General features: G+C 66.2%; 11 protein-coding genes and 1 pseudogene. 6 read left to right on the top strand and 6 right to left on the bottom strand.

The window, feature by feature from the left end; genetic code table 11:
- The coding region (locus AC1DYM_RS22395; RefSeq protein WP_477342162.1) for a nucleotide-binding protein at positions 1-585 on the bottom strand (585 nt) is incomplete at its 3' end.
- Positions 586-647: 62 nt separating this feature from the next.
- Positions 648-845, bottom strand: coding sequence for a hypothetical protein (locus tag AC1DYM_RS22390; protein ID WP_046969422.1), 198 nt, complete (start codon positions 843-845; stop codon positions 648-650).
- Positions 846-1020: 175 nt separating this feature from the next.
- On the opposite strand from AC1DYM_RS22390, the gene AC1DYM_RS22385 reads away from it, so the two are divergent.
- Positions 1021-2064 (top strand): hypothetical protein, encoded by a 1044-nt coding sequence (locus tag AC1DYM_RS22385; RefSeq protein ID WP_477342160.1) that lies wholly within the window; start codon positions 1021-1023, stop codon positions 2062-2064.
- Positions 2065-2236: 172 nt separating this feature from the next.
- On the opposite strand, the gene speE is transcribed toward AC1DYM_RS22385, so the two are convergent.
- On the bottom strand, positions 2237-3094 hold the full coding sequence (gene speE / locus AC1DYM_RS22380) for a polyamine aminopropyltransferase (protein WP_477342158.1): 858 nt from the start codon (positions 3092-3094) through the stop codon (positions 2237-2239).
- A gap of 320 nt (positions 3095-3414) precedes the next feature.
- Between speE and speA the strand changes: the two genes are divergently transcribed.
- Positions 3415-5301, top strand: a complete 1887-nt coding sequence (gene speA / locus AC1DYM_RS22375) for an arginine decarboxylase (protein ID WP_477342157.1) — start codon at positions 3415-3417, stop codon at positions 5299-5301.
- Positions 5298-6158: an NAD(P)-dependent oxidoreductase gene (locus AC1DYM_RS22370; RefSeq protein ID WP_477342155.1), complete on the top strand. Its 861-nt coding sequence runs from the start codon at positions 5298-5300 to the stop codon at positions 6156-6158. The genes speA and AC1DYM_RS22370 overlap by 4 nt, the downstream gene beginning before the upstream one ends.
- Before the next feature lie 75 nt (positions 6159-6233).
- Here the strand turns inward: AC1DYM_RS22370 and AC1DYM_RS22365 are convergent, their stop codons facing one another.
- The 3 genes from AC1DYM_RS22365 to radC form a co-directional block, all read right to left on the bottom strand.
- Positions 6234-6971 (bottom strand): SPOR domain-containing protein, encoded by a 738-nt coding sequence (locus AC1DYM_RS22365; protein ID WP_477342153.1) that lies wholly within the window; start codon positions 6969-6971, stop codon positions 6234-6236.
- Positions 6972-8660 carry an arginine--tRNA ligase gene (gene argS, locus AC1DYM_RS22360; RefSeq protein ID WP_477342150.1) on the bottom strand — a complete coding sequence of 563 codons (1689 nt, stop codon included), beginning with the start codon at positions 8658-8660 and terminating at the stop codon, positions 6972-6974.
- Positions 8661-9109: 449 nt separating this feature from the next.
- On the bottom strand, positions 9110-9850 hold the full coding sequence (radC, locus tag AC1DYM_RS22355; RefSeq protein ID WP_477342148.1) for a RadC family protein: 741 nt from the start codon (positions 9848-9850) through the stop codon (positions 9110-9112).
- Positions 9851-10002: 152 nt separating this feature from the next.
- Between radC and coaBC the strand changes: the two genes are divergently transcribed.
- The 3 genes and pseudogenes from coaBC to AC1DYM_RS22340 all read left to right on the top strand — a co-directional run.
- The gene (gene coaBC, locus AC1DYM_RS22350; RefSeq protein WP_477342146.1) at positions 10003-11208 is read left to right on the top strand and encodes a bifunctional phosphopantothenoylcysteine decarboxylase/phosphopantothenate--cysteine ligase CoaBC; all 1206 of its coding nucleotides are present in this window, start codon (positions 10003-10005) and stop codon (positions 11206-11208) included.
- 3 nt (positions 11209-11211) lie between these two features.
- On the top strand, positions 11212-11667 hold the full coding sequence (gene dut, locus AC1DYM_RS22345) for a dUTP diphosphatase (protein ID WP_477342144.1): 456 nt from the start codon (positions 11212-11214) through the stop codon (positions 11665-11667).
- Positions 11668-11692: 25 nt separating this feature from the next.
- Positions 11693-12722 (top strand): annotated as a pseudogene (locus tag AC1DYM_RS22340) (phosphomannomutase/phosphoglucomutase); the annotation flags it as partial.

Here is a 12722-nt window from a genome sequence, read left to right as displayed (position 1 = left end):
GTGTCCGCGTACGTTTTCCGAGTGGTAATCGAAGATGCCTTTACCGAGCGCCGTGAGCAAGACGTACGCTTGCGAGTCGCGAAGTTCCGCAACCACGGGAAAAGGAGCGCGTTCGCCCAGTTCGGCGACCGCGGCCTGGCTGGCGTTGGTCCACGGCTTCAGCCGATTGCCGACCAGGGCGACCGGCAGTTTGCCCCGCTTGACCCGCGGTATGGCCTGCAGCACGGCGAGGAAGTCGAGCGTCGCGTCGAGGTCGAAATGCGAGGGCAGTACCGGCACGAGGATGACATCGGCCTTTTCCAGGTAGGGCTCGAGTTCTTTTTCGCCGACGCCTGCCGGCGTGTCGACGATGGTTCGCTGGACATCGGCCGGCAAGCGGTCGAAGGCCCTGCGACTGCCTTCGACGGCGGTGACGCCAGGTACGTTCTCGGGCCGCCGGCTGACCCAGCGAAGGCTGGAATGCTGTCGATCGGCGTCGACGATGGCCGTCTTCTTCCCGGCCTGTGCCCAGTGGGTGGCCAGCTGGGTGACCAGCGTCGTCTTGCCACAACCACCCTTGCTGCTTGCTACGAGCGTCGTAAGCATTCGCGCGCACCTGCCGTGGGAGGGCTCCTAGCCTACACACCCAGCGGACCCACGCAAACGGGTCAGAACATCTTTGCGCGGACTTTCGGCAGCACGACCAGGATGAGGGTCGCCAGGGGGCCGAGGAAGAGCGAGATCGCCCACCAGGCGAGTCCGCTGCGGTTCTTGCCTTGTGCGAGGCCGGCGTTGATCAGCGTGAGCGTGCCCCAGCCGACGAAAAAACCAGCGGGCGCGCTGGTGAAAAAGGCAAAATGATCCACTGTAAACTCCTGTTCTGTCGCAGGATTGCTTTGGTGCGGTCATGCGGACAGCTGTCCCGATCCCCCCGCGCTCGGACCGATAGTAGCAATGTCTTCGCTTGGTGAAGGCCGGATGGCGCAGCTTCCGTTCATGGTCGAACCGTATTCTTGTCGTTTTATTTCACGGAGATGGCCCATGCGGCGACGCCGCGGCGTGACCCTGGCCCTAGCTGGCCTGCTTTCGCTACCCGCCTTTGCGGCAACGCCGTGGCCCGGTGCGGCGACGGGACCGGCCAAGGGGCCGGCGGCGCAGAAGGACCAGACCCGGGCCCTTCTGCAGTTCCAGAAGGACCTGGCCAGCGTGCTCGCGCTGCGGACCGAGCCCGAGCCCCTGCTTGGCGCCGCGCTCTTGGCGCGCCCGCTGGTGAACCCGCCCGAGGTGCTCACCTACCACGCCCTGCTCGAGCGGGCGTCGCGCAATGAGGACGCCGGTCCCCAGGTCGCCTGGGCGCGACTGGCCGATTGCGATACCAAGGCCGACGCCTGCCCGAACGCCGAAGCGCTCGCCACGCTGCAGAAGCAGGCGCCCGATAACGCGGCCGTGTGGCTGCTCAAGCTGGGTGTGGACGGCCATAACAACGCGTCCAAGGCCGAGGTACGGGCCGATCTCACGCGTGCCGCCAATGCGAAGGTCTACGACGACTACCTTGGTGCCAGCCTGAAGGCGCTGGCCAACTCGGTCACGCAACTGCCGCCACCGGCGGATACCTTCAATCCCCTCCAGGGCTCCGGTGCCGCAGGCGTGCAGATGGTGCTGGTGTTCGGCCTGGCCAGTGCCCAGCCGATGCCGGGTTTCCAGGCCACGGCGAAGTATTGCGACGAGAACAAGGATGAAGCGTCCGTCGTCGGCGACTGCCTGAAACTGGCCAAGGTGCTCGAATGGGGCAGCAGCCCGCTCGGTCGCTCCCTCGGCCTGCACTTGCGTGAGACGCTTTCGACCGACGCGTCCGATCAGGCCTCCGCCAAGACCGCCCGTCTCAACCTGATCTGGCAGATGCAGCGCTTCGCGCAACTGAACCTGCAGGCGCAGGGCGACAAGGCCACGGCGCAGAAGCTGCTGATGCTGGCGCGCAGTGGCGGTACCGAGATGAGCGTGATCCTCGCCTCGCTACGGGCCTACGGCATGCCGCCGGAAGCGCCGGTCGGCTGGGAACCTTCCAAGCCGGACCCGGCAAAATAAAAAAAGGCGGCCGATGGCCGCCTTTTTTTATATTTGTGTGGGAGCCGGCTATGCCGGCGATGGCCTCTCAGCTAAACCGCTACGCTCCGATATGGCTTCCTGCTAAGCCGCTTCGTTGGCTTTTCGCCGCTGAAGCGGCTCCCACATTTCCCACACTTTCTGCATTTCCTTCTTACTCGCCCAGCGCCTCGCGCATGAACTCGGGCTGCGCCAGCGCACCCTTGTGGATGTCGGCGTTGTAGTACTTCGTGGGGAAGTTCTTGCTGATCGCACCGCGCTCGCGGAAGCCCGACAGATCGCCGTCCTTGCGAGCCATGGTGCAGCTCCACCAGCCGGTGGGGTAGCACGGCTGCGGGAAGGGCAGGGTGCGCACGGCCTTGAAGCCGGTGGTACGCATGGCCGAACGCATGGCCTTGATCAGCTCGATGTGCGCCATCGGCGACTCCGACTGCTGGACCAGGATGCCGCCATGGCGCAGCGCCTTGTAGCAGCTGGCGTAGAAGGCCGCGTTGAAGAGGCCTTCGGCCGGACCGACCGGGTCGGTCGAGTCGACGATGATCAGGTCGATCGACTCCGGCGCCGCCTCGGCCATGTACTTGATGCCGTCGATGAAGAGCAACTCGGCGCGGGGGTCGTTATTGGCTTCGCACAGTTCCGGGAAGTACTCCTCGGCGAGGCGGGTGACGCGCTCGTCGATCTCGACCTGGGTCGCACTCTCGACTTCCTCGTGCTTGAGCACCTCACGCAGCGTGCCGCAATCGCCGCCGCCGATGATGACGACGCGCTTGGCGCGGGCGTGGGTGAACAGCGCCGGGTGGGTCATCATCTCGTKGTACAGGAAGTTGTCGCGGCCGGTGAGCATCACGCAACCGTCGATCACCATCAGGTTGCCCCAATCGGTGGTCTGGTAGATCTCGATGGTCTGGAACTCGGTCTTCTCGGCGTGCAACAGGCGCTCGACGCGGAAACCGATGGAGGAGCCCGAAGCCTGGTGAGCTTCGGTAAACCAGCTGAGCTGCTGCTGCGACATGACGCTGTTCCTGCAAACGGGAAGGGGATCGAAAGCGGGGATTGTACCGGCTCCGGGCGGTGAAGCGGCCACCGGCCTCGGCCTGACAGGCTTGTAGGTGCTACCTCACGGCCCGCTGGGCGATACACGGATGTCATGGCGGCCCGGTACAATACGCGGCCTGCAGGCGGTCACCCCGCCGCGCAGGCCCAGTCTGGTTGGCCCCGCGGCGTGCGAGGCTCCCGGCCGCCAGGCCCGCTTCAGGTCAAAGTTCGCCGCTGCGACTGTTCCGCGCACCCCCGATGGGGGACACGACACAATCACCTGGAGATCTTCCGCCCATGGCGAACTGGACCACCGACCGCGCCAAGTCGACCTACGCAATTCCTTACTGGAGCAACGGCTACGTCGACGTGGCCGATAGCGGCCACCTGCTTATGCGCCCTCGCGGCGACGAGGGCCCGGCCCTCGACCTGCCGGCCATCGTCGACCAGGCCACGAGTGAAGGCCTGCGCCTGCCGTTGCTCATTCGTTTCCCGGACATCCTCGCCGACCGTCTCGCCCGCCTGCAGCAGGCGTTCGCCAAGGCCATCGACGATGTCGACTACGCCGGCTCGTATACGGCGATCTACCCGATCAAGGTCAACCAGCAGCGCGGCGTCGTCAGCGAGCTGGTCGCCGCCGGCGAGCAGGGCTTCGGTCTCGAGGCCGGCTCCAAGCCCGAGCTGATGGCCGTGCTGGCGCAAGCGCGCCCGGGCAGCATGGTGGTCTGCAACGGCTACAAGGACCGCGAATACATTCGCCTGGCCCTCATCGGCCTGAAGCTCGGCCTGCGCGTCCACATCGTGATCGAGAAGCTGTCCGAACTCGACCACGTCTTCGCCGAAGCCAAGGCGCTCGATGTCGAGCCTCTTCTCGGCGTGCGCGTGCGACTGGCCTCGATCGGTGCCGGCAAGTGGCAGAACACCGGCGGCGACAAGGGTAAGTTCGGTCTCAGCCCGGGCCAGATCCTCGAACTGATCGAGCGTCTGGACGCGGCCGGCCTCAAGCACACGCTGAAGCTGCAGCACTTCCATATGGGCTCGCAGATCTCCAACGTCCGCGACATCGCCGCGGGCATGCGCGAGGCCGTGCGCTACTTCGTCGAGCTGCATCGCCTGGGTGTGCCGATCGAGATCGTGGACGTGGGTGGCGGCCTGGGCGTCGATTACGAAGGCACCCGCTCGCGCAGCTACAACTCGATCAACTACAGTCTGGGCCAATACGCGGCGAGCATCGTCCAGCCCCTGGCCGAGGCGGTCGCCGAGCACGGCATGAAGGCGCCGGTCATCTTCACCGAGTCGGGTCGGGCCATGACGGCCCACCATGCGGTGATGATCGTCAACGTGAGCGAAGTGGAGCCGGTTCCCGAAGGCGCCGTGCCTGCCGGTCGTCCGGGCGAGCCCAGCGTGCTGCGTCACCTTCGCGAAACCCACGCCGAGCTGGACTCGCGTCCGCCGCTGGAACTGTTCCACGAAGCCCAGCATCACCTGGCCGAAGGTCTCTCGCTTTACGCGCTCGGCCAGCTGGACCTGCGTGACCGCGCCACGCTCGACGAACTTTTCTACGCCATCGCCAACGCCGTGCGGCCGCGCCTGCTGCCGGCCGAGCGTGCGCACCGCCAGGCGCTGGACGACCTCGACGAGAAGCTGGTCGACAAGTACTTCGTCAATTTCTCCGTGTTCGAGTCGGTGCCGGACATCTGGGCGATCGACCAGATCTTCCCGATCGTGCCGATCTCGCGGCTCGACGAAGAGCCGACGCGCCGTGGTGTCATCGCTGACCTCACGTGCGACTCGGACGGCCGCATCGATCACTACGTGGATGCCGAGGGCGTGGACGTGAGCCTGCCCCTGCACGCGCTGAATGACCGCGAGTCCTATCGCCTGGGCATCTTCATGGTCGGCGCCTACCAGGAGACCCTGGGCGACATCCACAACCTGTTCGGCGACACCGACGCGGTGAACGTGCGCGCGACGGCACAGGGTTATGAGTTCGCCCACATCCGCCGTGGCGACACGACGGACCTGATGCTCGACTACGTGGGCTACGACCTCAAGGCACTGCGCCAGTCGTATGTCGATCGTCTCGCGGCCGCCGGCATCGTCGGCGCCGAGGCCGAGGAACTGTACGCCTCGCTCGACAAGGGACTCACGGGCTACACCTACCTCGCGGAGACCACGGCATGAGCATCAAGGCAGCGTTTATCGGACTCGGCGCCATGGGCGCGCCCATGGCCGGCCACCTCCAGGCGAAGGGTCTGCTGGTCGCCGTCGGCAATCGCACCCAGGCGCGYGCCGATGCGTTGGCGAAGGAACTGGGCGTCGCGGCGCCCGATCTAGCCGGTATCGCCGCCTCGGCGGATGTCATTGCCCTGTGCGTCAGTGCGGACGTTGACGTTATCGGTGTCGTGCAGGCTTTGGCGCCGGCGATGAAGAAAGGTGGAATCGTCATCGACCACTCCACCGTTGCCCCGGCCACGGCCAAGCGCGCCGCGCGCATTCTCGCGGACGTGGGCGTGGACTTCCTGGACGCGCCTGTATCGGGCGGTGTGGAAGGCGCGAAGAACGGCAAGCTCTCGGTGATGGTCGGCGGCGACGCAGCGGTGCTCGAGCGCGCGCGTCCGGTTCTCGAGGCCTACGGTGCACGGATCACGCACATGGGCGCGGTGGGAAGTGGTCAGGCCACCAAGGCGGTCAACCAGGTCCTGGTGGCCGGCATCGCCCACGCGGTGACGGAAGGCCTCGCCCTCGGTGAGGCGCTCGGCCTCGAAGCGGATCGCCTGATTCCCACGCTTGCCGCTGGCGCGGCCGGCAACTGGTTCCTCGACAAGCGCGGCGCGACAATGCTGCGCAACGAGTTTTCAGTGGGATTCAAGCTGGCGCTGCTGCACAAGGATCTCGGCATCGTACGTGGCATCGCCAGCGAGGCCGGTACCGACCGGACCATCATCGAGCAGTCGCTCGCCGACTTCGGCGAACTGATGGCCCAGGGATACGGCGATGACGACATCTCGGCGTTGATTCGTCTCAAGCGCGGCAGCTGACGTAGCGCGGCCGCTGAAAACAAAAAACCCGCCGTTTCCGGCGGGCTTTTTTTGCAGCGGCAGTGAGGAAATCCCTCAGCTGCCTTCCTTCAGGGCGATGGCGCTGATGCCTGCCGCCTGCAGGCGCTGCTTGGTACCTTCCAGATCCGTCGCCGACTTGAACGGGCCGAGGCGGACGCGGTTGTAGGTCTGGGCGCCGACCTTCACGGCCTGCACGTTGGCGACGAAGCCTTGGAGTGCCAGCTTGGCCTTCAGTGCTTCCGCGTCGGCGGCGCTCGGGAACGCGCCGACCTGGAGCAGATAGCCCGAGGTGGCGGCCGGCGCGGCAGGTGCCTGCTGTGCCGGTGCGGCCGTGACCGTCTGCGTGGTGGCCTTCGGCAGGTTCGCCGCGGCGGCGGTGACTTGCTGCTGCTGGGCTGCCTCGGCCTTCTGGGCTGCCGCCTGCTGCTGGGCTGCCTGCTGCTGTTGCTGCTTCTGCTGCGCTTCGGCGCTGGCCTGCGCGCGGATTTCGGCATCCGGAATCCGCACTTCCTTCTCGGAAAGCACGGAATAGAAATCGTACGACGGCTTTTTCGGCTTCTCGGGCTCGGTGGAGTCGACCACGCCCGGGTCGCTGCCCTTCTGTGCCGTGGCCTGCGGGTTCGGCTCGGGACCGTCGTGCTGGCGCATCATGGGCATCCACGTGCCGCGCATCGCGAACGCCATGAGCAGGGCGCCGGCGAGGATGCCGATCAGTGCCCAGCTCCAGCCCGGCATGCCGTTCGAGCCGTTGCGGACGGCCTGACGACCCTTTGCCTTCTTGCGTGTTGCCATTTACATGCTCTCCGGGGCGGAAATGCCCAGCAGATCCAGACCGTTCTTGATGACCTGTTGCGTCGCGGCGACCAGCACGAGACGGGCGTCGCGCAGGTCGGCGTCGTCGACGATCCACTTGTGCTCGTGATAGTAGCTGTGCAGCGAGCCCGCGAGCTCGCGCAGGTATTGCGCGATCAGGTGCGGTTCCAGGTTGGCCGCGGCCGACTCGACCATTTCCGGGTAGCGCGACAGCTCGACCATGAGCGCCTGCTCGTGCTCGGTGTCGAGCAGCGGGAGCTTCGCCAGTCCGTTGCCCCGGTCGCTCGACAGCCCGCGATCGGCCAGCTCACGGAAGACGCGGCTGGCGCGGGCATGGGCGTACTGGATGTAGTAGACGGGATTGTCGTTGCTCTGCGAACGCGCCAGATCGATGTCGAAGACCAGCTGCGAGTCGGCTTTGCGCGCAATCAGGAAGTAACGGGTGGCGTCGCGGCCGGCTTCGTCGATGAGATCGCGCAGCGTGACGTAGGAGCCCGCCCGCTTGGAAATCTTCACTTCCTCACCGCCGCGCATCACCGTCACCATCTGGTGCAGCACGTATTCCGGCCACTGCTTCGGAATGCCCGTGTCGAGGGCCTGGAGGCCGGCCTTCACGCGCGCCAGCGAGCCATGGTGGTCGGAGCCCAGCTCGGTGATGGCGCGCTCATAGCCGCGCTGCCACTTCGTGCGGTGATAGGCCACGTCGGGGAGAAAATAGGTATAGGTGCCGTCGGACTTGCGCATCACGCGGTCCTTGTCGTCACCGAAGTCCGTGGAGCGCAGCCACAGCGCGCCGCCTTCTTCATAGGTGTGACCGTGGGCGACCAGTTCGCGCACCGTTTCTTCCACCTTGCCCTCGCTGTACAGCGAGGACTCGAGGTAATAGACGTCGAAGCCGACGTCGAAGGCCTTGAGGTCGAGGTCCTGCTCGTGGCGCAGCGAGGCCACCGCGAAGCGGCGCACATCGTCGAGGTTATCGGCATCGCCCGAGGCGACGACCGTCTCACCGTCGGCCTCGACAGACTCGCGCGCAAGGAAGGCACGGGCGACCTCGGCGATGTAGTCCCCGCGGTAGCCGGACTCCGGCCAGCCCGCCTCGTCCGGCGCGATGCCCTTGGCACGCGCCTGCGTGGACAGCGCCAGGTTGGCGATCTGTACGCCGGCGTCGTTGTAGTAGAACTCGCGCGTCACCTTCCAGCCACTGGCCAGGAGGAGGCGGCTGATGCTGTCGCCGATGGCCGCGGCGCGGCCGTGGCCCACATGGAGCGGGCCAGTCGGGTTGGCCGACACGAATTCCACGCCGGCCTGGCGGCCGCCGCCATCCTGGTTGCTGCCGTACCGGGTGGTTTCGGCGAGCGCGCGGTCGATCTCGGCATGAAACGCGGCCGGGGCCAGGAAGAAGTTGATGAACCCAGGCCCGGCGATCTCGACCTTGCCCACCAGCGCTGACGCGGGGAACGCCTCGACCAGGTCGGTGGCGATATCGCGCGGCTTACGGCCGGCAGCCTTGGCCATCATCATGGCGACATTGGTCGCGAAATCGCCGTGCTCGCGGCTGCGCGTGCGTTCGATGACGAACGTCGGCGCGACGAAATCGGACGGCAGTTTGCCGGACTCCCGCAGAGCCCCGATGGCTTGCAGGACGAGTTGTTTGAGCTCTTGTTTCACGGGAGTCGGGACACGGATATGGAACCGGCAATCCTATCAGAAGGGGCGCCCACGCCGGTCGCGCCAGCCTGTGCGGTTCATCCACAGGCCTGTGGATAACTCTGTGGGCAACAAGGGCCGAAACGGAAGCTGCAAGGCGCCTACAGGAAATGTCTTCGATGCGTAATAACTAAAGTCGTGCGTAATCATGTGTTTATAGCCGTGACCTCCGCGAGGACAGCAGATGTGACGCCCAAGTGGAAAACTTGGTCAATGTGCATAAGTCAATTCCTTCAAGGCGTCATCAGCTGTTTTTCGGCACGTCACGGCGCTGTAACTGGTTGCCGTCACAATTCCTCTTGTGCCCGGTGTCTCCCCGGCCGACGGCACAAGGGTTATCGACGCCCCTCCCTCGAAAGATGGCCCCCAGACGGCGCGAGCGGCACTCGCGCCGTCTTTTTTATGGGTGATCAGAGCAACCCCAGATCGGCCATCGAGACGGGATCGCCATGGCCGATCACGAGATGGTCGAGTACCCGGATGTCCATCAGGCCCAGGGCTTCCACCAGCACCCGCGTGATGTCCCGATCGGCACGGCTGGGTTCGGCCACCCCGGACGGGTGGTTGTGCGCCAGAATGACCGCACTGGCGTGGTGGCGCAGGCAGGCCCTGACCACTTCCCGCGGGTACACACTCGCGCCGTCGATCGTGCCGCGGAACAACTCCTCGTACGCCAGCACGCGATGGCGGGTGTCCAGGAACAGGACGGCGAACACTTCGTGGGGCAGGTGGCGGAGCCGCGCCCGGAAATACGCGGCGCTGTCGGCCGGACTCTCGATGCGGGGTAGCTCGGCGAGGCCTTCGCCCAACGATCGCCGCGCCAGTTCGAGTGCCGCAATGATGCGAGCCCGCTTGGCTGGCCCGACGCCGCTGACGCGGGGGAGGTGGTCCGGATCGGCCAGCAGCCGACCGAGACTGCCGGCCTGGGTGAGCAACATACGGCCGGTGGCGACGGCATCGCAGCCCGCCGTGYCGTGGCCGAGAAGTACACCAACGAGTTCGGCATCGGACAGCACGGCCACGCCATGGGCCAGCAAGCGCTCGCGGGGTCGCTCGCCTTCAGGCCACTGACGGATCGGCCGGGGCCGGTACACCGCAGGCTGCACGCCTGCATCGCGGACCTCGGTCCGATGGGAAGTCGCCCGCTTCATACGCTCGTATTCCCTGTCCTGCCATCCCGAGTGACGGCCCGACGGACAACTTAAGGTTGCGGCCATCGCCTTGGCGATAGAACGATTCTGAAAAAAAGGGCTTCCTGAAATCCGTTAAGCTAACTGGCCCTCCGAAGCAGCGTCGTTTCGCCATGAGTCTTCGCCAGCGTCGCATCCTGATTGGCGTTACCGGTGGTATCGCCGCCTACAAGATCTGCGAACTCGTCCGTCGCCTTCGCGATCTCGAGGCCGAGGTGCGTGTCGTCATGACGGAAGGCGCCACCCATTTCGTGACGCCCACCACGTTCCAGGCCCTTTCCGGCCAGCCGGTGCGAGTCAGTCTGTGGGACGAGGCGGGCGAAGCCGCCATGGGCCATATCGAACTGGCCAAGTGGGGCGAGCGCGTGCTCATCGCCCCGGCCAGCGCCGACACCATCGCGCGCCTCGCCCATGGCTTTGCCGACGACCTGCTCGCCACCGTGGTGCTGGCCACCGCTGCGCCCGTGTACATCGCGCCCGCCATGAACCAGCAGATGTGGGCGAACCTGGCGGTGCAGGCGAACGTCGGTACGTTGCGTGTTCGCGGCGTGGGGATCCTTGGTCCGGCCGACGGCGACCAGGCCTGCGGCGACATCGGCTCCGGACGGATGCTCGAGCCCCACGAGTTGCGCGACATTTTGGTGGCTTCGTTCGGTGAACAACCGCTACGCGGCCGCCGCGTCCTGGTCAGCGCCGGCCCCACGTACGAGGACATCGACCCGGTACGCTTTATCGGCAATCGCAGTTCCGGGCGCATGGGGTTCGCCGTCGCCGCCGCCGCGCGCGATGCGGGCGCCGAGGTCACCCTCGTCGCCGGTCCGGTTTCGCTGCCGACACCTGCGGGCGTGAACCGGATCGACGTGCGCAGTGCCCGAGACATGCAGGCAGCCGTCCTCAAGGCGGCCCGCAGCAGCGACATCTATATCGGTGCGGCTGCGGTAGGCGATTACCGCCCGATCGACACCGCCGACCACAAGCTGAAGAAGACCGACGGAAACCCGCTTCGCCTCGAGCTGGCCGAGAATCCGGACATCATCGCCTCGCTGGCGTCACTTCCGGATCGTCCCTTCCTGGTTGGCTTCGCGGCGGAGACGAAGAAGCTGGCCGCGTATGCGCAGGACAAGTTGCGTCGCAAGGGCATCGACATGATTGCGGCCAACGAGGTCGGTCCGGGGCGCGGCTTCGAAGTAGCGGAGAACGCCCTGCAGCTTTACTGGCGCGACGGCGGCGCCGCGCTGCCTCAGATGCCCAAGACGGACCTGGCGCGCCAGCTCGTCACCCATATCGCCCAACGTTTTCTTGCTGGCAGCGGAACCTGAGCCTTGATCGATATCGAACTGAAGATTCTCGACGCCCGCCTGGGCGACACCATCTCCTTGCCCGAGCCCGCGACCGACGGCAGCGCCGGCATGGACCTTAGGGCGGCGGTCGATGCCCCCGTGACCCTGGCTCCCGGCGAGAGCCTCCTCGTACCAACAGGTCTCGCCATCCATATCGGTGATCCCGCCTGGTGTGCGCTAATCGTGCCGAGGTCCGGGCTGGGCCATAAGCAGGGGCTGGTCATGGGTAACCTGGTTGGCGTGATCGATGCCGATTACCAGGGGCCCTTGATGATTTCGTGCTGGAATCGCGGAAACGCGATACTGACCATCACACCGGGTGACCGGATTGCGCAATTATTGCTGGTGCCGGTAGGACGGGCACGTTTGCGCGTCGTCGACGGGTTCAGCCCTTCGCAACGGGGCGAAGGCGGATTTGGTTCGACGGGCGTTGGCTGACAGGTGACGGGGAGCAAGGGGCAGCATGGGGCGTAACGAGGGAGGGACGAAGCGGGGGCTTCGTATCGATATGCGACGCGTGCTGCCGCTGATCGGCGCCACGTTGCTGATAGCTGGCGGCGCGTTCTGCGCGTGGCAGGCATGGCTGATTGCCGATGAGGGCGATGCGGCCGAGCGCACGCGCCTGGCCCAGCGCCAGGCGGTGCACGACCTCGGCGACCTCTACGCCGTCCGGCATAGCCAGCTCATGCGGGCCGTTACCGATCCGCAGGTGGCAGCGGGTATCGACGACCATGCCGCTACCGCCGCGCGCCTGCGTACGCTTTTGCCGAACACGTCGGCCGTCGAAATCTACAGCGGCGGCCTGGATGAAGTGGTCCGTGCCAACTACCGTGAGTTCGGTTACGCCAAGGCGGCCCAGCTGATGGCGGCACTGGGCGCGACCGCGGCACCCCTCGCGTCGAGCTCGGCGCACGGCAGCGAACGCCGGCTCACCGTGGCCGAGCCGGTCAACGCCGATGGTGCGGTTCGCGCCTGGGTCTGGCTCGAATACCCGTTCGACGATATCCGACAGAAGTTCGCGTCATCCTCGCCCGGCAGCGGGCGTCTCGAACTGCGCCAGGGCGGTGGCGGAGACAGCCTCATGCTGGAGTCGGTCGGCTCGTCATCCGGCGAGGTATCGCCGGAAGGTCAGCAGGTTCCCGGTACATCGCTTTACGTCTACGCGGCCTCGCCCAAAGCATTCATCGTTATTCCGCACTCCGAGATGCTGGCCGTCCTGCTCACCCTGATCGGCATCGGGGGTGGCGTGCTGCTGCTGTGGGCGCGGCAACGGCCTCAGCCAGTGGCTGAGTCGGAGCCGGAGGACGTTCTTGTCGCTGACGTCGGACGCAAGCCGCGCCTGCCGCCGGCGCCGATCCCTGGCCTGGTCGCCCCGTCTGCGCAGGTCGCGACGTCGGTGGCGCGTGCGCCCTCGGTGGCCCTCGATCCGGCGATTTTCCGTGCCTACGACATCCGCGGCATCGTCGGCAGCCAGCTGACGGCCGATATAGCAC

The organism is Luteibacter sp. P1_D3 (genome assembly GCF_056406135.1).
Note: the sequence above shows the minus strand (reverse complement) of the source record. Positions and strands in the feature narration are given on the sequence as shown.